Raw genomic sequence first — 23004 nt, 5'->3', positions numbered from 1 at the left:
CGGCCGGCGCGGCAGGCGGCATGGGCGGCACGGGCGCGGTCTGGGCCGGGAACACCGGCAGCGGCGCATTCGGCGGCGTGGTCAGCACTTCGAGCAGGGTCGCGGTCTCGGCGTCCGGATTGCCGGCATAGTCGCCTGGGCGGTATTTCATCTGGAAGGCCGCCAGGGTGGTGCGGGTGGCCTCGTCCAGCACCCCGGTCTGGGGCAGCGCGAAGCCGTGCATGGCCAGCTTGCGCTGGAACCAGGCGACGTCCGGCAGGAAGGCGTCGAAGACCGGACGCACCAGGGCCACGCGGCCCGCGTCCGGCCACTTCACCAGGCCTTCCTGGGCCAGGCGCTGCCACGGAAACAGCGGCCCCGGGTCCTGCTTGCGCAGCGGCGCGATGTCGCTGTGGCCGAGCACGTTTTCCGGCGCCACGCCATGGCGCTGCACGATGTCCTTCACCAGGCCCACCAGGGCGTCCACCTGGGGCTGCGGGAAAGGCGCGAACACGCGGCCTTCCGGGGTGTCCTTCCAGCCGGCGTTGACGATCTCGATGCCGATCGAGCTGTTGTTGAGCTGGGTGTAGTTCTTCCAGCTCGAGTTGCCGGCATGGTAGGCCGAGCGGTTCTCGTCCACCAGGCGGTAGATGACCGGCTGCGGGTCGTCGGTAAGTAAGTAGTGAGCGCTTACCTGCTGCTCGGTCAGGATCTTGATCGAGGCCGGCTTGTCCGCCACCGTGTAGTGCAGCACCAGGAAGCGCACGCGGCTCGACTGGCCCACGGCATTGTAGGTGGTGTCGTAGCGCGGGCCGGTGGCGCAGCCGGCCAGCAGGGCCAGGGCAAGTACGGAAATCAGGGTCTTCATGGTCTTCCTGTGTGAGTCTAGTCGATGCCGGGCAAGGGTCCGGCGGCCAGGCGCGCGGCGGCATGGTGGGCGCGCAGGCCGGTCTGGCTGAACGGGGTGTCGGGCGGCAGCAGGGCGCGCATGGTGTCGACGATCACCGGATGCAGCTCGGCCGCGCGGCCGGTCAGGGCCACCGGGCGCGGGCCGAAGCGGCGCGTCAATGCCAGCGCCAGGCGCGCCAGTTCCTTGCCCGCTTCGCACAGGATGCTCGCCGCCACCGGGTCGCGCTCGGCCGTGGCGGCCACGGCCAGCGCCAGTTTGCCGACTTCGCCGCGCTCGCTGTGGTAGATGAACTGGCGCGAATACGACCAGTCGCTGCCGCCGATGTGCTGGAACACGGCCTGGGCCATCGGCGAGCTTTCCCAGCTGCCGGGCTGCTCGTCTTCCTTGCGCCAGATGTGGCGCAGCGCCTCGCGTGCGATCCAGAAGCCGCCGCCGCCGTCGTCGAGCACCACGCCGCGCCCGCCGGCGCGGTGCAGCGCGCCTTCGGCGTCGATGAAGGCGCCGATCGAGCCGGTGCCGGCGTAGACCAGGTAGCCTTCGCCGGGGCTGAAGCTGGCCAGATAGGCGATCTCGATGTCGTTGCAGAGCGTGACCGCGCCCGATTCGATGCCGAGGAAGCCCGCCAGCCAGCGCGCCAGCTGCTCGCCTTCGCCGCCGAAGCCGGTCATGCCGGCGCGCACGGCCGCCGGGCGGCCATGTTCGAGCACGGCCTGGGCCATGCCGGCGAAGGTGGCGCGCACCGTGCCGCGGCCTTCGCTGCTGGCCATCTGCAAGGCCGAGAGGCCGTCCACCGTGCCTTCGGCCAGGATGTGGCCGCCGGGGGCCGCCAGGGCCCAGCGGGTCTGGGTGCCCCCGGCATCGATGCCGAGGCCCAGGCCTTCATGAGCGTGTTGCGTGTGAGTTTGCATGACCGTCAAGTTTACGCTCCCCGCGCACCAGGGCGCGAATGAATGCTGGCGCTGGCCGCATGAGCCAGGGTTATGCCTGGCATCTCAAGACTTGTTCCAGACCTGCACCCGCGCGCCCTCGACGCCGAGGCGGTCGACGGCGCTGACGAACACCGCGTCGGCCGCGCCCAGCTTGCCGTCGTCCGGAATGGTCCAGTCCACGGTTGACGCCGGGGCCACGGCGAAGCGCCATTCGTTGCCGTGGCGCGCCCAGATCGCGTACAGGGCGTTCGCCTTGCCTGCCTTGAGTTTAAGCTGGAGCGCGTTCCTGCGGCGCTCGGCCGCCACCGTCGGGGCGCCCGGTGCGTCGCCGGACAGCCAGGGCGTGGCCGGCACCAGCGCCGGGCCGGTGTAGCGGGTGGCGCGCAGCTGGTCGCTGATGCCCTTGCGGTTCTGCATCAGGGCCGCCATGCTGAAGTGGACGTGGCCGCTGGCCGCCGGGCGCGCGCGCGTCACGCTGATCTGCTGCAGCACTTCTTCCGGCTGGTAGTCCTTGGTCGGCGCGCCGATGCGGCTGGTGAACAGGCCCGGCCACATGTGGCGGCCCTTGCTGTTCTGCGAGATCCAGTAGTCGAGCAGCACGTCGTAGGCCTGGCCGGTCTGCGCGATCGGCCAGTACAGCTGGGGCGTGAAGTAGTCGAGCCAGCCGTTCTGCAGCCACAGCTCGGCGTCCGCGTACAGCTTGTCGTACTGCGAAAAGCCGGTGATGCCGGGCGGGCGGCGGTCCGGACGGCCCAGGCCGAAGGGGCTGATGCCGAAGCGCACCCAGCTCTTCTCGCGGCGGATGCCCTTGTAGATGTTCTCGATCAGGCGGTTGACGTTGTCGCGGCGCCAGGAGGCGCGATCGAGCTTGCCGCCGCCCGCAAGATAACGGTCCCAGGCCGGCTGGTCGGGGAAGTCGAGTTCCGCCTTGCCGGTCTTGCCGTCCAGCGCCGCCGCATTGCCCGCCACCTCGGCCGGCGTGGCCTCGATCGGATAGGGATAGAAGTAGTCGTCGATGTGCACGCCGTCGATGTCGTAGCGGCGCACCACGTCCAGGATCACGTCCAGGGTCTGCTGCGAAGCCGCTTCCTCGGCCGGGTCCATCCACATGAACTTGCCGTAGCGCTTGACCGCCGCCGGCTTGGTGTTGGTGATGTGGTTGGGCGCGGCCGGCGAGCGGGCGCCGTCGTGGCGCGCGCGGTAGGGGTTGAACCAGGCGTGCAGCTCCAGGCCGCGCGCATGCGCTTCGGTCACCCAGAACTTGAGCGGGTCGTACCAGGGCTGGGGCGCCTTGCCCTGGGCGCCGGTCAGGTATTCGGACCAGGGTTCGATCCTGGACGCGTAGATGGCGTCGGCCGAGGGACGCACCTGCAGCACGATGGCGTTCAGGTTGAGCGCCTTGGCGCGGTCGAGGATGGCCAGGGCTTCGGCCTGCTGCTGGGCGGCGCCCAGGTTCTGCTTGCTCGGCCAGTCGATGTTGGCGACGGTCGAGACCCAGGCGGCGCGGAATTCGCGCGGGGCCGGCGGCGGCTGGTCGCCGCCGGTGACGACCGGCGCATCGGCCGGCGCCGGCGCGCCCGGCGCCGTGCTGGACGCGGTCGGCTGGGTCGTGCAAGCGGTGAGGAAGCCGCCAAGGGCCAGGGCGCCGGCCACGCCGGCAAGCGCGAACGCGCGTTTTTTCAGGTCAGGCTGCACATCGGCTCCTTATTTTTTTCTATTCTAGACTTTGACGAACCAGCGCTTGCGCCACATGCACCAGGCGATGGCGAACATGCAGGCATTGAAAGCGATGGCGTATAACAGGGACGTGTCCACCGGGTCGAGCGGCAGCGCCTCGATGGGCGCGTACAGGCTGCGGCCGAGCGAGCGCTGGCTGCCATCCAGCTGGTCCAGCTTGATAAAGCCCAGCATCTTGGCCACGAAACCGGAGAACGCGAAGATGAACAGCGCGTTCATCCCGTAGATCAGGAAAGGCTTGCTCCACGCGGCGGCGCGCTCGCGCAGGGCCGCGTGCGGATTGGCGTCGAGCAGCCAGTAGGCCGCGCCGAAGGCCAGCAGCGCCCAGCCGCTCATGAGCAGGCAATAGGACGGCGTCCACAGGCTTTTGTTGATCGGCATGAGCAGGGCGTCCAGGGTCGAGCCCAGGGCCAGGCAGGCCAGGCCCGCCAGCAGCAGCCACACCACCTGTTCGATGCGCGGCAGCGCGGACAACAGCAGGCGTCCCGCCAGCACGCCGCACAGCTGGGTGCACAGGGCGGGCAAGGTGGACAGCAGGCCTTCCGGGTCCCAGGTCTTGGCCTGCACCCACAGGTGGCCGCCAAGCAGCATGCGGTCGAGGTAGGCGCCGAAGTCCTGGCCCGGCTCCAGCACGCCGGCGCCGATCCCGGGCACCGGGACCAGCAGCTGCAGCGCGCTGTACACGGCCAGCAGCAGGACGATCGCCGCGGCTTGGCCGCGCCAGCGCAGGTAGACCACGAGCGGCGCCGCCAGCAGGGTGCACAGGGCGATCCGCTGCAGCACGCCGGGAATGCGCACGGTCCCGAGGTCGAAGCGCGGGATCAGGTTGAGCAGGAAGCCGATCAGGAAGATGATGGCGGCGCGCACGGCGAGCTTGCGCAGCAGGCGTGGCTTGTCGGCGCCGGCGGCGGCCAGGCGCCCGAGCGACAGCGCCATGGCGACGCCGCCGATGAACAGGAAGAAGGGGAAGATGGTGTCGGTGAAGGTCCAGCCATGCCACTTCGCGTGCGCCAGCTGCGGATACAGGTGGCCCCAGTCGCCGGGATTATTCACGAGCACCATCGCGGCGATGGTGAAGCCGCGGAAGGCGTCGAGCGATGTCAGGCGCACGGGTGCGTCGGTCATGTGTACGTGAATAATCGGCGGGTTTATTTCTTCCCGAATTCCGGATCGATCCTCACCAGCGCCGCCATGATGAAGGCGGGGATCGTGGCCAGGCAGGTCCAGATGAAGAAGTGCTTGTACCCCAGGTACTCCTGCAGCGCGCCGCTCCACATCCCCGGCACCATCATGCCCAGCGCCATGAAGCCGGTGCAGATCGCGTAGTGCGCGGTCTTGTACGGGCCGTCGGCCACCATGATCATGTACATCATCATGGCGGTGAAGCCGAAGCCGTAGCCGAACTGCTCGATCGCCAGGAAGGCCGAGACGGTGGCCAGGCCGGTCGGCTGGGTCTGCGACAGGTAGACGAAGACCAGGTCCGGCAGGTGCACGGCGAACACCATCAGCCACAGGCAGCGCTTCAGGCCCAGGCGCGAGATCAGCCAGCCGCCGGCCAGGCCGCCCAGGGTAAGGGCCAGGATGCCGACCGTGCCATAGGCGAGGCCGTACTGGGCGGTGCTCAATCCCAGGCCGCCCTTCTCGACCGGGTCCTTGAGGAAGGGCGCGACCAGCTTGAGCAGCTGGGCCTCGCCCAGGCGGAAGGTCAGGATGAAACCGAGGATCAGCCAGATGTCGCGCTTGCCGAAGAAGGCGCCGAAGGTGCCGAAGAAGTCGCGCAGCGGATTGCCGGTCGACGCCACGGCATGGTCGCTGTCGGGCTTGGGAAGGATGAACTGGTGCCAGGCGAAGGCGGCGAAGAACAGGCCGGCCATCACGAAGAATGTCACCGACCAGGCCTGGTGCACGTCCGCCAGGCTCACGGCCAGGAAGCCGGCCAGCATCACCAGGGGCCCGTTGCAGACCAGGGTGGCCAGGCGATAGAAGGTGGAGCGCACGCCCACGAAGGCGGCCTGCTGCTGCTGGCGCAGGCCCAGCATGTAGAAGCCGTCGGCCGAGATGTCATGGGTGGCCGAGCTGAAAGCCATGACCCACATCACGACCAGGCTGACCATGAAGAAGGCCGGCAGGTGCAGCACCAGGCCCACGCCAAGCAGCGCGGCGGCCATCGCCAGCTGAAGCAGCACGGTCCAGCGGCGCTTGGTGCCGACCATGTCGACGATGGGCGACCACAGGGGCTTGATCACCCAGGGCAGGTAGAGCAGGCTGGTATAAAAGGCGATGTCGGTATTCGAGACCCCCATGTCCTTGTACATGACGACCGACAGGCTGTTCGCCACCACGTAGGGTATGGCCTGGGCAAAGTACAGGGAGGGCACCCAGGCCCAGGGGCTGCGCCCGGTGTGATTCGCTTGCGAAGTTTGCATGACTCTTTCGTGTGCCGGGCGGGAGGGCGCGCGGGAAGCCGCGCGCCGCGGATCAGGCGAGCGCCTTGCGCACGCTGCCGTGCGCCGCTTCCAGCAGCGCTTGCGCCTGCTCGACACTGGTTTGTTTGGACAAGGCCACGATCGCGGTCTTGACGTGGAAACCGCACTGCTCCAGCACTGCGCGCGCGGCCGCCTCGTCGGCGCCGGTAGCGAAGGAGGTCAGACGGATCGCACGCCGCACCAGCTTGGCGTTGGTCGCCTTCAAGTCTACCATCAGGTTGCCGTAGACCTTGTTCAAACGCACCATCAGGGCGCTGGAAAAGGTGTTCAGGGCGATCTTCTGCGAGGTGCCGGCCTTCAGGCGGGTGCTGCCCGAGACCACTTCCGGGCCGGTGTCCAGGGTCACGCCGATCTCGGCCTCGTTGGCCACCGGGGCGTCGGCGTTGTTGGCGAAACCCACCGTCAGGGCGCCGGCGGCGCGTCCGGCCTCCAGCGCGCCCAGCACATAGGGCGTGCCGCCCGAGGCGGCGATGGCCAGCACCACGTCGTCCGGTCCCACGTTCACGCTGCGCAGGTCGGCCGCGCCCTGGCCGAAGTCGTCCTCCGCCCCTTCCACCGCCACGAACATGGCGTCGCTGCCGCCGGCCAGCAGCGCCACCGCGCGGCCGTGCGGCCAGGAGAAGGTCGGGTAGAGCTCGACGCTGTCGAGCACGCCCAGGCGGCCCGAGGTGCCCGCGCCCACGTAGATCAGGCGTCCGCCCGCTTCCATGCGCGGCAGCGCGGCGTCCACCGCGCGCGCGATGCTGGACGCGGCGGCGCGCACGGCGTTGACGGCGTTGAGCTGGTCGTCGACGAAGACATTGACCAGGTCGGGCGTGGCGTACTGGTCGAGGGAGGCATGCGCCTGGGAAGGGGTTTCGGTTTTCAGCATCGCCGTCTCTTGTTCAAATGCGCAGTGATCGATAAAACCAGTGTAATACCAATTCGGCAAGCCATCTCATGAAAGAATCGGCTGCCCTCATGCCAAAAGCTTATGTTGCTCTACGAAGCTCGGCCACGAAATCGTAGTGGTCGCTGCGGCAGTAGGAATGCGTCAGCTCGACCGGCTCGCCCGATTCCAGGTAGCCGACCCGGGTGATGAACAGCACCGCCCGCCCTTCCGTGATGTCGAGGCGCTCGGCCAGCTCGAGCGGCGCGTTCATGGCGCGGATATGCTGCAGCGCGCGCACCGGCATGTGGCCGGTCTTGGCCAGGTGGGCGTAGAGCGAATTGGTGACGCCCTCGGGACGCGGCAGCACGGTGGCCGGGATCACGCTGATCTCGTAGGCCATCGGCATGTCGTCGGCCAGGCGCAGGCGCTCCAGCCGGGCCACGCGCGTGCCCGGCGACAGGCCCAGCGAGAGCTGCTCGTCGGCGTCGGCCGGCAGCACCTCGCGCCGCAGCCAGTGCGAGCCGGGGCGGTAGCCGCGCTGCTGCAGCTGCTCGGAAAAGCTCGACAGGTTCGACAGCGGCTGCTCGATGCGCGGCGCGATGTAGTTGCCCGAACCGCGGCGGCGCACCACCAGGCCCTGGTCCACCAGCTGGTCGATGGCCTTGCGCGCGGTCACCCGCGAGACGTCCAGCTGCTCGGACAAGGTGCGTTCGGACGGCAGCGCCTGGTCCGCCTGGTAGCGGCCGTCGCGCACGTCCTGCGCGAGCCTGCGCGCCAGCTGCATGTAGAGCGGCGAGTTGTCGTCCAGGTTGACCTGGAATCCGGTGCTGGGGGGTGTCATGGACATGAAACGAGTGTAATGGCTGTGTCGGGCGCTGGATCGGCCCGCGCCATGAAAAAATCTTGTATGCGCATGCGGCGGAGTTATGAGCATACCACTTGATGCCAATACAAAACGGTTATGCCCGTGCGACGGCTATTCATTTGGCAAGGATTCCACGCGGTCCGTATGCTCATCCGCGACAACATCGATTATCAGGAGACAGAAATGAACCAGGGACGGCGTTCCGTGCTGGGAATGGTCATGCTGGGCGCGATGGAGCCGCTGTTCGCGGCGCCCCCGGCCCCCGGCGCCTCCTTGCGCGCCCTGGACGCCGAACTGGCCGCCATCGCGGAGGACCCCGCCATGCAGCTCGCCAGCCTGTCGGTGCTGGCGATCCGCGCCGGCCGGCCGGTCTATGAAGCCGCGTTCGGGCGCCGTACGATTGGCCCGGACCGTCCCGCCGCCCCAAGCACCCTGTACCGCATCGCCTCGGTCTCGAAGCTGCACACCACGCTGGGCCTGATGCGCCTGGTCGAGGACGGCAAGCTGGACCTGGACGCCGACGTCTCCGGCTACCTCGGCTTCCCGCTGCGCAATCCGCATTTTCCCAAGCAGCCCATCAGCCTGCGCCTGATGCTGAGCCATACCTCCTCGCTGCGCGACGACGGCGGCTATTCGTGGCCGAACACGACCGCGCTGAAGGACGTGCTGGCGCCGGGCGCGACGGCCATGTGGTCGGCCCAGGCGGCGCCGGGCGAGTATTTCACCTACTGCAACCTCGGCTGGGGCATTATCGGCACCGTCATGGAACGAGTGACGGGAGAGCGATTCAATGCGCTGATGCAGCGCCTGCTGTTCCAGCCGCTGGGCATCGAGGCCGCCTACCACCCGTCCGAACTGCCGCCGGCGGCGCTGGCGAACCTGGCCACCCTGTACCGCAAGCGCACCACGGACACCGAAATATGGGACGCCGCCGGGCCCTGGATCGCCCAGGTCGACGACTACCACGCCAGGCCGCCGGCCAGGCTCGACGGCTACGTCCCCGGCGTCAACGCCACGCCCTACAGCCCCACGGGTGGGCTGCGCATCTCGGCGCGCGGCCTGGGCGTGGTCATGCGCATGCTGATGCAGGATGGGATGCATGGCGGCACCCGGATCCTCAAGCGCGAGACCCTCGAACGCATGTTCGCGCGCCAGTGGACCTTCGACCCGGCGCGCCGCAGTGGCAATGGCAATGGCGCTACCCTGGACGGCTTCTACCAGGCCTGGGGCCTGGGCAACCAGCATTTCCCCGACAAGCCGGGCATGCGCCTGGCCGAAGGCTTCGACGCCGTCGGCCACCTCGGCGACGCCTACGGCCTGCGCTCGGTGTTCGCTTTTGAGCGCGCAAGCGGCAACGGCATGGTGGTGCTGGTGGGCGGCAGCTCGGCCGACCCGGAAGCGCAGAAGGGCAGCTATTCGGCGCTGGCGCGCTTCGAGGAGCGCATCCTCACCGCCCTGCATCGCCACGCCATCCTTGGCACAAACGTCGGCCAATAGAACTGAACGGGAGTCCAAATGCGCGCATATATCCCGGTTATGAGCGCTCGCTCAGCATTCATTGGCCTGGGCCGGGCCAAACACCTAAGCTCATCCTCCGAATCTGAAAAAACGAGTGAGAAATGCAGCAAGTAATCGTCATCGGCGGCGGCGTGGTCGGCCTGACTTCCGCCTGGTGGCTGGCCGAGGCGGGCTATGGCGTCACCCTGCTGGAACGCGCGCCCGAGGTGGGCAGCGGCGCCAGCTACGGCAATGGCGGGCAGCTCAGCTACCGCTACGTCTCGCCCCTGGCCGATGAAGGCGTGCCGCTCAAGGCGCTCCAGTGGCTGTTCCAGGAGCACGGCCCGCTGCGTTTCAAGCCGGAAGCCGACCTGCGCCAATACCGCTGGCTGGCCAGCTTCCTGGCCCACTGCCGCGCCGACGTCAACCGCCGCACCACCGCCAAGCTGCTCGAATTGGGTGAGCTGTCGCGCCAGGCCATGAAGCAGCTGGAAGTGGCGGTGCCGCTCGAAGCCTTCGACTGGCGCGACGCCGGCAAGCTGGTGGTGTATCGCTCGCGCGACATTTTCGAGAAAGCGGCCGCCAAGGCCGGGGCCGGCCAGGTCTGGTCGGCCAAGGACTGCGCCGAGCGCGAACCCTCGCTGGCCGCGGCCGAACCCCTGCTCGCGGGCGGCATCTACAACGCCGGCGAAGCGGTGGCCGACTGCCACGCCTTTTGCCAGGCCCTGGCCGCGCGCCTGCGGGAGCATGCGAATTTCAAGGGCGTCGTGCATGGCGAGGCGCTGCGCCTGCGCTCGGAGAAGGGCCGCATCACGGGCGTCGAGACCGGCAGCGGGCTGCTCTCGGCCGACGCCTATGTGCTGGCGGCCGGTATCCAGAGCCGCGACATCTCCGCCAGCGCCGGCATCCGCCTGCCGCTGTATCCGCTCAAAGGCTACAGCCTGACGGCGCCGATCCGCCTCGACGATATCGCACCCGAGATCAGCGTCACCGACTTCGAGCGCAAGGTGCTGTACGCGCGCATCGGCGACAGGCTGCGCGTGGCCGCCATGGTCGACATGGTGGGCGAGGACCTGCGCCACGATCCCAGGCGGGTCGCCAGCCTGACGCACCTGGTGCGCGAGACCATGCCGCGCGCCGCCGATTATTCGAAGCTGTCGGTGTGGGCCGGCCTGCGTCCGGCGACGCCGAGCAGCGCCCCCATCATCGGCGCCACGCCCTACGGCAACCTGTGGCTGAACGTGGGCCACGGCCCCCTCGGCTTCACCTTCGCCTGCGGCACCGCCGCGCTGCTGGCCGGGGCGATGCAGGGCAAGGCGCCGCCCTTCACGCTGGACGGGCTGACCCTGCGCGGCTGAGGCGTTCCACTTCGGGGACGGGCCTCGGACATTGGCGAAATCGCGGATAATTGCCGCCATGTCTATCCGCCCTGCCTCTTCCGCCTGCCCCTGCGGTGGTGCTTCCTTCGATTCCTGCTGCGGCCCCTACCTGTCCGGCGCCGCGCTGCCGCCCACGGCCGAGGCCCTGATGCGCTCGCGCTATACGGCGTACGTGCTCAAGGACGAGCCGTACCTGTTGTCAACCTGGCATCCCAGCACACGGCCGACCGAGCCCATCATCGATGAAAAAGAGCCGATCCGCTGGCTCGGGCTTGAGATAAAATCTGCTTTACGTTTACGTCAACGTAAAGTAAATTTGCCGGACCATCCAGACAGCGACACCGTGGAATTCGTCGCCCGCTTCAAGATCGGCGGACGCGCGCACCGGCTGCATGAAGTCAGCCGCTTCCTGCGCGAGCCCGATCCCGACAGCGGCGCGCCACGCTGGTTCTACCTGGACGGCAGTTTCCCCGAGAAAGAATAACAGCAGAGACAGTGAGGACGGCACATGCCCCAGATCGAGAGCAAACTCAACCCGCGCAGTGAAGATTTCAAGGCGAACGCGGCCGCCATGCAGGCGGTCGTCGACGACCTGCGCGCCAAGGTCGCCCAGATGGCCCAGGGCGGCGGCGAAGCCGCGTCCGCCAAGCACGTCGCCCGCGGCAAGCTGCTGCCGCGCGACCGCGTGCAAATGCTGCTCGACCCGGGCACGCCCTTCCTCGAGTTCTCCCAGCTGGCCGCCTACGAGATGTACGAAGGTGCGGCTCCCGCCGCCGGCATCATCACCGGCATCGGCCGCGTCGCCGGCCAGGAATGCGTGATCGTCTGTAACGACGCCACCGTCAAGGGCGGCACCTATTACCCGATGACGGTGAAAAAACACCTGCGCGCCCAGGAGATCGCCGAGCAGAACAACCTGCCCTGCATCTACCTGGTCGACTCGGGCGGCGCCAACCTGCCGAACCAGGACGACGTGTTCCCGGACCGCGACCACTTCGGGCGCATCTTCTACAACCAGGCCAACATGTCGGCCAAGGGCATTCCGCAGATCGCGGTCGTGATGGGCTCCTGCACCGCCGGCGGCGCCTATGTGCCGGCCATGAGCGACGAATCGATCATCGTCAAGGAACAGGGCACCATCTTCCTGGGCGGCCCGCCGCTGGTGAAGGCCGCGACCGGCGAAGTCGTCACCGCCGAGGACCTGGGCGGCGGCGACGTCCACACCCGCCTGTCCGGCGTGGCCGACCACCTGGCCCAGAACGACCTGCACGCCCTGTCGCTGGCGCGTAACATCGTCTCGAACCTGAACCGCAGCAAGCCCGTGCAGGGCGTGGTGCGCGAGAGCGTGGAGCCGAAGTTCGCACCGGAAGAACTGTACGGCGTGATCCCCGTGGATACCAGGAAGCCCTTCGATGTGCGCGAAGTGATCGCGCGCGTGGTCGACGGCAGTGAGTTCGACGAATTCAAGGCGCGCTACGGCACGACCCTGGTGTGCGGCTTCGCCCACATCTATGGCATGAAGGTCGGCATCATCGCCAACAACGGCATCCTGTTCTCGGAATCGGCGCTGAAAGGCACCCACTTCATCGAACTGTGCTGCCAGCGCAAGATCCCGCTGGTCTTCCTGCAGAACATCACCGGCTTCATGGTCGGCCGCAAGTACGAGAACGAGGGCATCGCCCGCAACGGCGCCAAGATGGTGACCGCGGTCGCTACCGCCTCGGTGCCGAAGTTCACCGTGATCATTGGTGGCTCTTTCGGCGCCGGCAACTATGGCATGTGCGGCCGCGCCTTCTCTCCGCGCTTCCTGTGGATGTGGCCGAACGCGCGCATCTCGGTGATGGGTGGCGACCAGGCGGCCTCGGTGCTGGCTACCGTCAAGCGCGACGGCATCGAAGCCAAGGGCGGCCAGTGGTCGGCGGACGAGGAGAATGCCTTCAAGCAGCCGATCAAGGACCAGTACGAGCACCAGGGCCACCCCTATTACGCCTCGGCGCGCCTGTGGGACGACGGCGTGATCGATCCGGCCGACACCCGCATGGTGCTGGGCCTGGGCCTGTCGGCGGCGCTCAACAAGCCGATCGAGGACACGAAGTTCGGCGTGTTCCGCATGTAAGAAGGAGACGAACATGGAATATCAAACGCTCACTGTCTCCATCGCGGACAAGCTGGCCACCGTCACCCTGAACCGCCCCGAGCTGCGCAACGCCTTCAACGAGCACGCCATCGCCGAACTGGCGCTGGTGTTCGATGAACTGGGCCGCAACGAACTGGTGCGCGCCGTCGTCCTGGCCGCCAACGGCCCGGCCTTCTGCGCCGGCGCGGACCTGAACTGGATGAAGAAGATGGCCGGCTACTCGCACAGCGAGAACCAGGAAGACGCCGCGCGCCTGGCCGACATGCTGCGCACCATCTACCTGTGCCCCAAGCCGACCGTGGCCAAGGTCCAGGGCGACTGCTACGCCGGCGGCATGGGCCTGGTGGCGGCCTGCGACATCGTGGTCGCCGCCGACACCGTGGGCTTTTGCCTGTCCGAGGTGAAGCTGGGCCTGATCCCGGCCACCATCTCGCCCTATGTCATCAAGGCCATGGGCGAGCAGGCCGCGCGCCGCTACTTCCTGACCGCCGAGCGCTTCGACGCTGTTGAAGCGCGCCGCATCGGCTTTGCCCATGAAGTGGTGAGCGCGGATGAACTCGACGCCACCGTGGCCGCCATCGCCAAGAGCCTGGTCAACAACAGCCCGAACGCCGTCATGGTAGCCAAGAAGCTGGTGCGCGAAGTCGTCGGCGAGCCCGTCACCGACGCGCTGCTGCTTGACACCGCCAAGCGCATCGCCGCCATCCGCGCCTCGATGGAAGGGCGCGAGGGCGTGGCTTCCTTCCTCGAGAAACGCAAGCCTTCCTGGCTGAACTGACATACTGGAAAAGCATCGTGAAGCACCCCACCTCCTCCGACTGGATCGCGCGCAGCCTGCGCAGCGTGTGGCACCCCTGCACGCAAATGCAGCACCACGAGGAGGTGCCCCTGATCGCCGTCAGCCATGGCAAGGGCCCCTGGCTGGTCGACCATGAAGGCCGCCGCTACCTGGACGCCATCAGCTCCTGGTGGGTCAACCTGTTCGGCCACGCCAATCCGCGCATCAACGCGGCCCTGAAGGACCAGCTCGACCGCCTGGAACACGCCATGCTGGCCGGCTTCACCCACGAGCCGGTGATCGAACTGTCGGAACGCCTGGCCGCGCTCACCGGCCATGCGCTGGGTCACGCCTTCTACGCCTCGGACGGCGCGTCCGCGGTCGAGATCGCGATGAAGATGAGCTTCCACGCCTGGCGCAATGCGGGCTATCCGGCCAAGCAGGAATTCGTCTGCCTGCAGGGCAGCTACCATGGCGAGACCATCGGCGCCCTCAGCGTCACCGACGTCCCGCTGTTCAAGGACGCCTACGGCCCGCTGCTGCGCGCATCAACCGTGGTCTCCGCGCCGGACGCGCGCAATGCCCTCGAGGGCGAATCCGCCCAGGACGTGGCGCGCCGCGCCATCAAGGAAGTCCAGCAACTGTTCGAAGAGCGCGGCGACAAGATCGCCGCCATCATCGTCGAGCCGCTGGTGCAGTGCGCGACCGGCATGGCGATGTACGACCCGCTCTACCTGGAACTGCTGCGCGAGCTGTGCGACCAGCACCACGTCCACCTGATCGCCGACGAGATCGCGGTCGGCTGCGGCCGCACCGGCACTTTCTTCGCCTGCGAGCAGGCGGCCATCTGGCCGGACTTCCTGTGCCTGTCGAAGGGCATCAGCGGCGGCTACCTGCCGCTGTCGCTGGTCCTGACCCGCGACGAGATCTACCAGGCCTTCTACAGCGCAGACATCACGCGCGGCTTCCTGCACTCGCATTCCTACACCGGCAATCCGCTGGCCTGCCGCGCGGCCCTGGCCACGCTCGACATCTTCGAGGAAGACGATGTCCTGAACCGCAACCGCGAGCTGGCCACCAAGCTGACCGTGGCCCTGGCGCCGCTGGCCGAGCACGAGCGCGCGCGCCACTTCCGCCAGCGCGGCATGATCTTCGCGTTCGACGCCGTGGAGCCGGACAAGGACCGCGCCTCCACCTTCTCGCGCCGCTTCTTCAGCACCGCGGTGGAAAACGAACTGCTGCTGCGCCCGATCGGCCGTACCGTCTACCTGATGCCGCCCTATGTGCTGGACGACGAGGACGTCGCCGGCCTGGCCGCGCGCACGCAGAAGGTGTTCGAATCCGTGATCGCCCCATGAACCTGATCGAGCAGATCGACCGCAAGCTCGACGCACTGGCCGCCCAGAGCCTGGTGCGCCGCCTGCGCGTGGCCGACAGCGCCTGCGCGCCCAACCAGGTCGTGGACGGCCGCGCCATGCTGGCCTTCTGCAGCAACGACTACCTGGGCCTGGCCGCCCACCCGCGGGTGATCGAAGCCCTGCGCGAAGGCGCCACCCTGTACGGCGCGGGCAGTGGCGCCTCGCACCTGGTCAGCGGCCATAGCCGCGCCCACGCGCTGCTCGAAGAGCGCCTGGCAGAGTGGATGACGCCCTGGCTGGAGCAGCCGCGCGCACTCTACCTGTGCACCGGCTACATGGCCAACCTGGCGATCCTGACCGCGCTGGGCGCGGACGCCGGCGCCATGATCTTCTCGGAAGCGCTGAACCACGCCTCGCTGATCGACGGCGCGCGCCTGGCCAAGGCCGGCGTCACCGTCTACCCGCACGGCGACGCCGAGGCGCTGGAGCGCCAGCTCGCCGCCAGCGATGCAAGTACGAAAATCGTGGTCACCGACAGCGTGTTCAGCATGGACGGCAACCTGGCCCCGCTGCCGCAGCTGCTGGCCGCCTGCGAGCGCCACGGCGCCTGGCTGGTGGTGGACGACGCCCACGGCTTCGGCGTACTCGGCGAACAGGGCTGCGGCGCGCTGGAGCATTTCAATCTGCGCTCGCCCAACCTGGTCTACATGGGCACCCTGGGCAAGGCCGCCGGCGTCGGCGGCGCCTTCATCGCGGCGCACGCCAGCGTGATCGAACTGCTGGTGCAGCGCGCCCGCCCCTACATCTACACCACCGCAGCTCCCCCGGCCCTGGCCCACGCCCTGCTTGCCAGCCTTGATATCATAGGCGGGCCCGAAGGCCATGAACGCCGCACCCGCCTGGCCGCGCTGGTCGATCACCTGCGCGACGCCCTGCGCCTGCGGCGCTGGCAGCTGATGCCGTCCGCCACGGCGATCCAGCCGGTCGTCATCGGCGCCAACGACGATGCGCTGCGCGCTTCCAGCGCCCTGCACGAGCAGGACCTGTGGGTGCCGGCGATCCGCCCGCCGACCGTGGCGCCGGGCAGCGCGCGCCTGCGCGTGACCCTGAGCGCGGCGCACAGCCACGACGAGGTCGCGCGGCTGGCGCGCGCGCTCAACGAACTGGAAAGATCCGCGACATGAAGAACCTGAACGAACCGGACATGCCGGTGGTGGCGCCGCAAGCCGCCATCAAGCCGCTCCCGCGCGTGCCCGCTCCTGAACCGCAACCGCAACCTGAACTGCGCGCCAGCGAAGGCAAGCCGCCGCGCTTCTGCTGCTTCGTCACCGGCACCGACACCGAGATCGGCAAGACCCTGGTGTCCAGCGCGATCCTGCACAAGCTGGTGCGCAGCGGCCGCCGCGCCTGCGGCATGAAGCCGGTCGCCGCCGGCGCCGAGATGATCGACGGCGAGCTGCACAACGAGGACGCCGACATGCTGGCTGCCGCCGGCAACGTGCACCTGCCCTCCTCGATCACCACGCCCTTCATGCTGCGCGAACCGGCCGCCCCGCACATCGCCGCCGCGCTGGAAGGCGTGACCATCGAACCGGTGCCGATCATCGCCGCCTATGCCGAGATCCTGGCCGCGTCCGACGCGGTGGTGGTCGAAGGCGTGGGAGGCTTCCGCGTGCCCTTCAACGACGACTTCGACAGCGCCGACCTGGCCGCCCAGCTCAACCTGCCGGTGATCCTGGTGGTGGGCCTGCGCCTGGGCTGCATCAGCCATGCGCTGCTCACTGTCGAGGCGATCGTGGCGCGCGGCCTGGTGCTGGCCGGCTGGGTCGCCAACACGGCCGACGCCGACATGCGCTTCATGCAAGAGAATATCGACGCGCTGGCACAGCGCATCCCGGCCCCGATGCTGGGCCACGTGCCGCGCCTGGAACAACCCACGGCCGCCGCGGCGGCCGAGTACATCGACCTCGCAGGGCTGCCGGGATGGCCGTCCGCGCGGGTCCAGACCTAGAAGGAATCCCCATGTCCCAAACGAATACCGTCGCCCTGCACCGCCCGACCGCCGCGATCAAGGAAAGGCCTGACGCCACCTGGCCGCTGGCCGACGTGCTGGCGCTGTTCGAGCTGCCCTTTCCGGAACTGATGCACCGCGCCCAGACCGTGCACCGCGCCAACTTCCCGGATGGCGACGTCGAGCTGGCCACCCTGCTGTCGATCAAGACCGGCGGCTGCGAGGAAGACTGCGGCTACTGCCCGCAGGCCGCGCGCTACGACACCGGCGTCGAAGCCAAGAAGATCCTCGACATCGACACCGTGCTGGATGCCGCGCGCCAGGCCAAGGCCAGCGGCGCGACCCGCTTCTGCATGGGCGCGGCGTGGCGCAGCCCGAAGGAACGCGACATGGAAAAGGTCGAGAACATGGTGCGTGAAGTGAAGGCCCTGGGCCTGGAAACCTGCGCCACCCTGGGCATGCTGGAGGAAGGCCAGGCCGAGCAGCTGAAGAACGCGGGCCTGGACTACTACAACCACAACATCGACACCGCGCCGGACTTCTACAACAACGTCATCTCGACCCGCGAATACCAGGACCGCCTGGACACCCTGGGCCGCGTGCGCAACGCCGGCCTGAAGGTCTGCTGCGGCGGCATCGTGGGCATGGGCGAGACGCGCGAACAGCGCGCCGGCCTGCTCGCCCAGCTGGCCAACCTGAACCCCTACCCGGAATCGGTGCCGGTCAACCACCTGGTGCAGGTGGAAGGCACGCCGCTGCACGGCATCGAGAAGCTGGACCCGATCGAGTTCGTGCGCACCATCGCGGTGGCGCGCATCACCATGCCGCAGGCGCGCGTGCGCCTGTCGGCCGGCCGCCGCGAGCTGGGCGAAGCCGTGCAGGCGATGTGCTTCATGGCTGGCGCCAACTCGATCTTCTACGGCGACAAGCTGCTCACCACCGGCAACCCGGAAGCGGACGACGACCGCGTGCTGCTCGAGAAGCTCGGCCTGAAGACCCGCGCCGCAACCTTGGAATCGGTGCAGAAGGAAGCCTGCGGCTGCTGATTCACCACGCGGCCGGAGAGACACGGCCGCGCCCCTATCCGAACAACCATAAGCGAAAGATTCAAACGCATGTTCACCAAGATCCTCATCGCCAACCGTGGCGAAATCGCCTGCCGTGTCGCCGCCACCGCGCGCCGCATGGGCATCCGCACCGTGGCCGTGTATTCGGAAGCCGACGCCGGGGCCAAGCACGTGGCGGTCTGCGATGAGGCGGTCCTGATCGGCCCGGCCGCGGCCAAGGACAGCTACCTGCGCGGCCAGAAGATCATCGAGGTAGCCAAGGCCACGGGCGCCCAGGCGATCCACCCGGGCTATGGCTTCCTGTCCGAGAACGCCGAGTTCGCGGAAGCGGTGCAGGCCGCCGGCCTGGTCTTCATCGGCCCGCCGGGCTCCTCGATGCGCGCGATGGGTTCCAAGTCGGCCGCCAAGCAGCTGATGGAAGGCGCCAACGTCCCGCTGGTGCCGGGCTACCACGGCGACAACCAGGAACCAGGCTTCTTGCGCGAACAGGCCGACCGCATCGGCTACCCGGTGCTGCTCAAGGCCAGCGCCGGCGGTGGCGGCAAGGGCATGCGCGTGGTCGAGCGCTCGGAAGACTTCGAGGCCGCGCTGGCCTCGTGCAAGCGCGAAGCGATCAGCTCCTTCGGCGACGACAAGGTGCTGGTCGAGAAATACCTGATCCGCCCGCGCCACATCGAGATCCAGGTGTTCGCCGACACCCACGGCAACTGCGTCTACCTGCACGAGCGCGACTGCTCGGTGCAACGCCGCCACCAGAAGGTGCTGGAAGAAGCGCCGGCTCCGGGCATGAGCCTGGACCGCCGCGCCGCCATGGGCGAAGCGGCCGTCAACGCGGCGCGCGCGGTGGGCTACGTGGGCGCCGGCACGGTGGAATTCATCGCCAACCAGGACGGCTCGTTCTACTTCATGGAGATGAACACCCGCCTGCAAGTGGAACACCCGGTCACCGAAATGATCACCGGCACCGACCTGGTCGAGTGGCAGCTGCGCGTGGCCGCGGGCCAGCCGCTGCCGAAGAAGCAGAGCGAGCTGGCGATCCACGGCCATGCGATCGAGGCGCGCGTGTATGCCGAGAATCCGGAAAAGGGCTTCCTGCCCTCGATCGGCACCCTGCGCCACATGGACACCCCGCGCGCGGTCGAGTTCGAGCTGGGCGCCGACGGCGCCAATCCGGCCGCCGTGCGCGTCGATTCGGGCGTGCGCGAAGGCGATGCGATCTCGCCCTTCTACGATCCGATGATCGCCAAGCTGATCGTCTGGGGCGCGGACCGCACCCAGGCCCTGGCGCGCCTGTCGCAAGCCCTGGCCGAGTTCCGCATCGTCGGCCTGGCCACCAATATCGCCTTCCTCAAGCGCCTGGTCGAAGGCGAAGCCTTCTCCACGGCCGACCTGGATACCGGCCTGATCGACCGCCACGGCGCCAGCCTGTTCCCGGCGCCGTCCGCGGCGCCGTTGGGCGCGCTGGCCCTGGCCGCGCTCTCGCTTTCGCTCGGCGAGACCAGGCGCGGCGCCGCCAACCCGGCCGATCCATGGTCGCAGGCGCGCGGCTGGCGCATGAACGGCGACTACCGCCGCGTGCTGTCGCTGCAGGACGAAGGCGGCAGCTACCAGGTCGGCCTGACCTACCGCCACGACGGCTGGGACATCGACCTCGGCGGCCAGCGAGCGCGCGTGGAACTCGTCGCGCAGGACGGCGCCGAGCTGTCGCTGCGCGTGGGCGAGACCTCGCTGCACGGCTGCGTGCGCCGCGATGGCGAACTGTTCCACGTATTTACCGGTGGCCGCCATTACTCCCTGTCGTACAATGATCCGATGGCGCACGCCGGCGAACACGAAGCGGCCGGCGGACGCCTGACTGCCCCAATGCCGGGCAAGGTGGTTGCGGTGATGGCCTCGTCCGGCCAGGAAGTGAAGAAGGGCGAGCCGCTCGTGATCATGGAAGCGATGAAGATGGAGCACACGATTTCCGCGCCGAGCGACGGCCTGGTGGAAGAAGTGCTGTACCAGGTCGGCGACCAGGTGGCGGATGGCGCGCCGCTGTTGGCATTCAAGGCGGCGTAAACCAACTCAAAATAATAACGAGGGGGAGACATGCGCATATTGCTGTACCGGGGCGACGGGGTCATTGAACCCTGGGCCCGCGAATTCGCAAGCATCATGCCGCACGCCGAAACGGTGGGCTGGAAGGAGGGCGAAGTCCTGGCCCCTTGCGACTATGCCGTCCTGTGGAACCCCGCCCCTGCCTTGTTGGAGCAGCTGTCGCTGCAGTCCCAGCTAAAAGCGATCTTCCTGATGGGCGCGGGCGTCGACGCCCTGCTCAAGTTCGGCGCCTCGCTGCCCGAGGTGCCCCTGGTGCGCCTGGGCGACGCCGGCATGGGGGTGCAGATGGCCGAGTACGTGGCGCATGCCGTGCTGCGCTACTTCCGCCGCTTCGACGAATACGAACAGCAGGCCAGGCACGGCGCCTGGCATCCGCTGCCGCAGATTCCGAAAGAAGAATTTTCCGTGGGCGTCATGGGGCTGGGCCGGCTGGGCATGCCGGTGGTCGAGGCGATGCGCCATTTCGGCTTCCCGGTGCTGGGCTGGAGCCGCACGCCCAAGAGCATTCCCGGCGTCGAGACCTACGCCGGCATGGACCAGCTCGAACCTTTCCTGCGCGGCACCCGCGTGCTGGTCTGCCTGCTGCCGCTCACCTCGGAGACGGCCAACCTGCTCGACCGCCACAACCTGGGCAAGCTGAAGCCGGGCGCCTACCTGATCAACGTCTCGCGCGGCGCCATCATCGCCGAGCCGGACCTGATGACCCTGATCCGCTCCGGGCACATCGCCGGCGCCACGCTCGACGTGTTCCGCCACGAGCCGCTGCCGGCCCCGCATCCGTTCTGGAACGAGCCGCGCATCAGCATCACCCCGCATATCTCGGCGCTTACCATGCGTCTCGAGGCCGTGCGCCAGATCGCCGACAAGATCGCGGCGCTGGAGAACGGCCAACCGGTCGGCGACCTGGTCGACCGCACTTTAGGATATTGAAAGATGAACCAGCAACCCGGCCTGCCGAACAAGGTCAAGATTGTCGAAGTGGGGCCGCGCGACGGCCTGCAGAATGAAAAAGAGGCGCTGTCGCTAGAGGTCAAGGTCGAACTGGTCGAGCGCCTGGCGCGCGCCGGCTTCGCCAACGTGGAGGCGGCCGCCTTCGTGTCGCCCAAGTGGGTGCCGCAGATGGCTACCAGCGCGGAAGTCATGGCGCGCATCGAGCGCCTTCCCGGCGTGATCTATTCGGCCCTGGTGCCGAACATGCAGGGCTTCGAGCTGGCCCTGGCCGGCAAGGCCGACGAAGTGGTGGTGTTCGGCGCGGCTTCTGAAGCCTTCTCGCAGAAGAACATCAACTGCTCGATCGCCGAATCGATCAAGCGCTTCGAACCGGTGGCCAAGGCCGCCAAGGACCACGGCCTGCGCCTGCGCGGCTCGATCAGCACCGCCTTCGGCTGCCCCTACCAGGGCGAAGTGCCGCTGGATGCGGTGGGCGACGTGGTGGCGCGCATGCGCGACCTGGGCTGCGACGAGATCGACATCGCCGATACCATCGGCGTCTCGACCGCGCGCAAGACCCAGGCGGTGATGCTGCGCGCGGCGCAGGAGTTCCCGATCCATCAGCTGTCGGGGCATTTCCACGATACCTATGGACAGGCGCTGGCGAACATCTACGCGGCCATGGAAGTGGGCGTGGCGATCTTCCACTCCTCGGTGGCGGGCCTGGGCGGCTGCCCCTACGCCAAGGGCGCGACCGGCAACGTGGCGACCGAGGATGTGCTGTACCTGATGCAGGGGCTGGGGATCGAGACCGGCGTGGACCTGGACCAGATCGTGGATGCGGGCCTGTTCATTTCTGAGAAGCTGGGGCGCAAGAGCGTGAGCCGGGCGGGGAATGCGCTGGCTGCCAAGCGGGCCGGTTAAGTTCCGGGCTTGCGTGTGAACTTGGGTCCCGGCCTTCGCCGGGAGTCGTAGCCGCCAGTGGCGGGTACGACGGTTTTACGGTAAGCGGCAAGCTCATGCACGTCGTTCCGGCGAAGGCCGGAACCCAAGTTCGCGTGCGCGCCACGCAAAAAGAAAAAGGTCGACAACTTTCGCTGTCGGCCTTTCCTTTGAATCTTGGTCGGAGTACAAGGATTCGAACCTTGGACCCTCTGGTCCCAAACCAGATGCGCTACCGGGCTGCGCTACACTCCGAAGAAGACAGATCATAGCCCGTCGGCGTGACCTGGTCAAGGTTTCGCGGCAAAATAGCTGGGTTTGTCGCATTCTTCGACACGGATGAGGTAACGGTATTGTGACTTTGGCAGCATCCTTCGGCGATCGTCCGGCCAACGGGCGGCTGCTTCTCGGTATCGGCGTGTCGCTCGCCGTGCACCTGCTGCTGGTGCTCGGCTACCGCGGGCTGGGCTTGGGCGCGCCCGTTTTCGCGCCGGACGAACCGATGGCGATTGCCGTCACTATCCGTCCGCCGCCGCCGCCGGAACCGCCGCAAGCCGTGGTGGTGGCGCCGCAAGCTGCCGCCGCTGCACCCACGCGCACGGCGCGCGCCGCGCCGCCGAAGAAAGTCATCGCGGTGCCCCCGAAGCCGGAACAGGAACCGGCGGCGGATCCTTTCGTCGTGCAGCAGCCCGACACGACGGCCGGGGACACGCCCAAGTTCGACATGGAGACGGCGCGCCGCATTGCACGCGAAAATGCGCACCTGCGCGATCCGAGCAAGGAAGGCACGGCACTGGCGCAGTTTCCGGAGGAGCCGCTACAGACGGAATCGAAGCTGGCGCGCGGGATCAGCAGGGCCAAGCGGGCCAATTGCAAGGACGGGATTCCGGGAGGCTTGCTGGCGCCGCTGTATTTGATGATGGATAAGAAGGACAGCGGGTGCAAGTGGTGAGCGGTTAGGCATCCGCTGGTGAACGCCGGGGGGGGGGGGGGGGGCCCCCGGGGGGGCCCCCAACCCCAACCCCCCC

General features: G+C 68.1%; 20 protein-coding genes and 1 tRNA gene. 13 read left to right on the top strand and 8 right to left on the bottom strand.

Going from position 1 to position 23004, the window contains the following annotated elements; genetic code table 11:
- From KBW98_RS20545 to KBW98_RS20515, 7 genes are all read right to left on the bottom strand, one after another.
- Positions 1-847: N-acetylmuramoyl-L-alanine amidase (locus tag KBW98_RS20545; protein WP_211522028.1), on the bottom strand; the 847-nt coding region annotated here is incomplete at its 3' end.
- 17 nt (positions 848-864) lie between these two features.
- A complete protein-coding gene (locus tag KBW98_RS20540; RefSeq protein ID WP_211522027.1) occupies positions 865-1797 on the bottom strand; it encodes an N-acetylglucosamine kinase in 933 nt (310 codons plus the stop codon).
- Positions 1798-1881: 84 nt separating this feature from the next.
- Positions 1882-3513 (bottom strand): family 10 glycosylhydrolase, encoded by a 1632-nt coding sequence (locus tag KBW98_RS20535; RefSeq protein WP_211522026.1) that lies wholly within the window; start codon positions 3511-3513, stop codon positions 1882-1884.
- Between the two features lie 24 nt (positions 3514-3537).
- Complete coding sequence (locus KBW98_RS20530) at positions 3538-4680, bottom strand: acyltransferase family protein (RefSeq protein WP_211522025.1); 1143 nt, start codon at positions 4678-4680, stop codon at positions 3538-3540.
- Positions 4681-4703: 23 nt separating this feature from the next.
- Positions 4704-5981 (bottom strand): MFS transporter, encoded by a 1278-nt coding sequence (locus tag KBW98_RS20525; RefSeq protein ID WP_211522024.1) that lies wholly within the window; start codon positions 5979-5981, stop codon positions 4704-4706.
- Between the two features lie 52 nt (positions 5982-6033).
- Entirely contained in the window at positions 6034-6912 is an 879-nt protein-coding gene (locus KBW98_RS20520) for an N-acetylmuramic acid 6-phosphate etherase (protein ID WP_211522023.1), read from the bottom strand.
- Positions 6913-7012: 100 nt separating this feature from the next.
- Positions 7013-7753, bottom strand: coding sequence for a GntR family transcriptional regulator (locus KBW98_RS20515; RefSeq protein WP_211522030.1), 741 nt, complete (start codon positions 7751-7753; stop codon positions 7013-7015).
- A 207-nt stretch (positions 7754-7960) separates the two neighbouring features.
- On the opposite strand from KBW98_RS20515, the gene KBW98_RS20510 reads away from it, so the two are divergent.
- The 12 genes from KBW98_RS20510 to KBW98_RS20455 all read left to right on the top strand — a co-directional run bounded on the left by KBW98_RS20510 (position 7961) and on the right by KBW98_RS20455 (position 21958).
- The gene (locus KBW98_RS20510; protein ID WP_229429326.1) at positions 7961-9274 is read left to right on the top strand and encodes a serine hydrolase; all 1314 of its coding nucleotides are present in this window, start codon (positions 7961-7963) and stop codon (positions 9272-9274) included.
- Positions 9275-9396: 122 nt separating this feature from the next.
- Positions 9397-10632, top strand: a complete 1236-nt coding sequence (locus KBW98_RS20505; protein WP_211522022.1) for a D-amino acid dehydrogenase — start codon at positions 9397-9399, stop codon at positions 10630-10632.
- A gap of 58 nt (positions 10633-10690) precedes the next feature.
- A complete protein-coding gene (locus tag KBW98_RS20500; RefSeq protein ID WP_211522021.1) occupies positions 10691-11137 on the top strand; it encodes a YchJ family protein in 447 nt (148 codons plus the stop codon).
- A 24-nt stretch (positions 11138-11161) separates the two neighbouring features.
- On the top strand, positions 11162-12769 hold the full coding sequence (locus KBW98_RS20495) for a carboxyl transferase domain-containing protein (RefSeq protein ID WP_211522020.1): 1608 nt from the start codon (positions 11162-11164) through the stop codon (positions 12767-12769).
- Between the two features lie 13 nt (positions 12770-12782).
- A complete protein-coding gene (locus KBW98_RS20490; protein ID WP_211522019.1) occupies positions 12783-13568 on the top strand; it encodes an enoyl-CoA hydratase/isomerase family protein in 786 nt (261 codons plus the stop codon).
- Between the two features lie 17 nt (positions 13569-13585).
- A complete protein-coding gene (bioA, locus tag KBW98_RS20485; protein WP_211522018.1) occupies positions 13586-14926 on the top strand; it encodes an adenosylmethionine--8-amino-7-oxononanoate transaminase in 1341 nt (446 codons plus the stop codon).
- Positions 14923-16110, top strand: coding sequence for an 8-amino-7-oxononanoate synthase (gene bioF, locus KBW98_RS20480; RefSeq protein WP_211522017.1), 1188 nt, complete (start codon positions 14923-14925; stop codon positions 16108-16110). Before bioA ends, bioF begins: the two co-directional genes overlap by 4 nt.
- A complete protein-coding gene (gene bioD, locus KBW98_RS20475) occupies positions 16107-16937 on the top strand; it encodes a dethiobiotin synthase (protein WP_211522016.1) in 831 nt (276 codons plus the stop codon). The genes bioF and bioD overlap by 4 nt, the downstream gene beginning before the upstream one ends.
- An 11-nt stretch (positions 16938-16948) precedes the next feature.
- On the top strand, positions 16949-17983 hold the full coding sequence (gene bioB / locus KBW98_RS20470; RefSeq protein ID WP_211522015.1) for a biotin synthase BioB: 1035 nt from the start codon (positions 16949-16951) through the stop codon (positions 17981-17983).
- Positions 17984-18052: 69 nt separating this feature from the next.
- The gene (locus tag KBW98_RS20465) at positions 18053-20065 is read left to right on the top strand and encodes an acetyl/propionyl/methylcrotonyl-CoA carboxylase subunit alpha (RefSeq protein WP_211522014.1); all 2013 of its coding nucleotides are present in this window, start codon (positions 18053-18055) and stop codon (positions 20063-20065) included.
- A 30-nt stretch (positions 20066-20095) separates the two neighbouring features.
- Positions 20096-21034 carry a glyoxylate/hydroxypyruvate reductase A gene (locus KBW98_RS20460; protein ID WP_211522013.1) on the top strand — a complete coding sequence of 313 codons (939 nt, stop codon included), beginning with the start codon at positions 20096-20098 and terminating at the stop codon, positions 21032-21034.
- 3 nt (positions 21035-21037) lie between these two features.
- The gene (locus KBW98_RS20455) at positions 21038-21958 is read left to right on the top strand and encodes a hydroxymethylglutaryl-CoA lyase (protein ID WP_211522012.1); all 921 of its coding nucleotides are present in this window, start codon (positions 21038-21040) and stop codon (positions 21956-21958) included.
- A 196-nt stretch (positions 21959-22154) separates the two neighbouring features.
- Here the strand turns inward: KBW98_RS20455 and KBW98_RS20450 are convergent.
- Positions 22155-22231 (bottom strand) — tRNA-Pro (locus KBW98_RS20450).
- A gap of 106 nt (positions 22232-22337) precedes the next feature.
- Here KBW98_RS20450 and KBW98_RS20445 point away from each other — a divergent pair.
- A complete protein-coding gene (locus KBW98_RS20445) occupies positions 22338-22928 on the top strand; it encodes a hypothetical protein (protein WP_211522011.1) in 591 nt (196 codons plus the stop codon).
- The last annotated feature ends 76 nt before the right edge of the window (positions 22929-23004 follow it).

It is taken from the genome of Massilia sp. ST3 (assembly GCF_018119405.1).
GTDB lineage: Bacteria > Pseudomonadota > Gammaproteobacteria > Burkholderiales > Burkholderiaceae_D > Telluria.
Note: the sequence above shows the minus strand (reverse complement) of the source record. Positions and strands in the feature narration are given on the sequence as shown.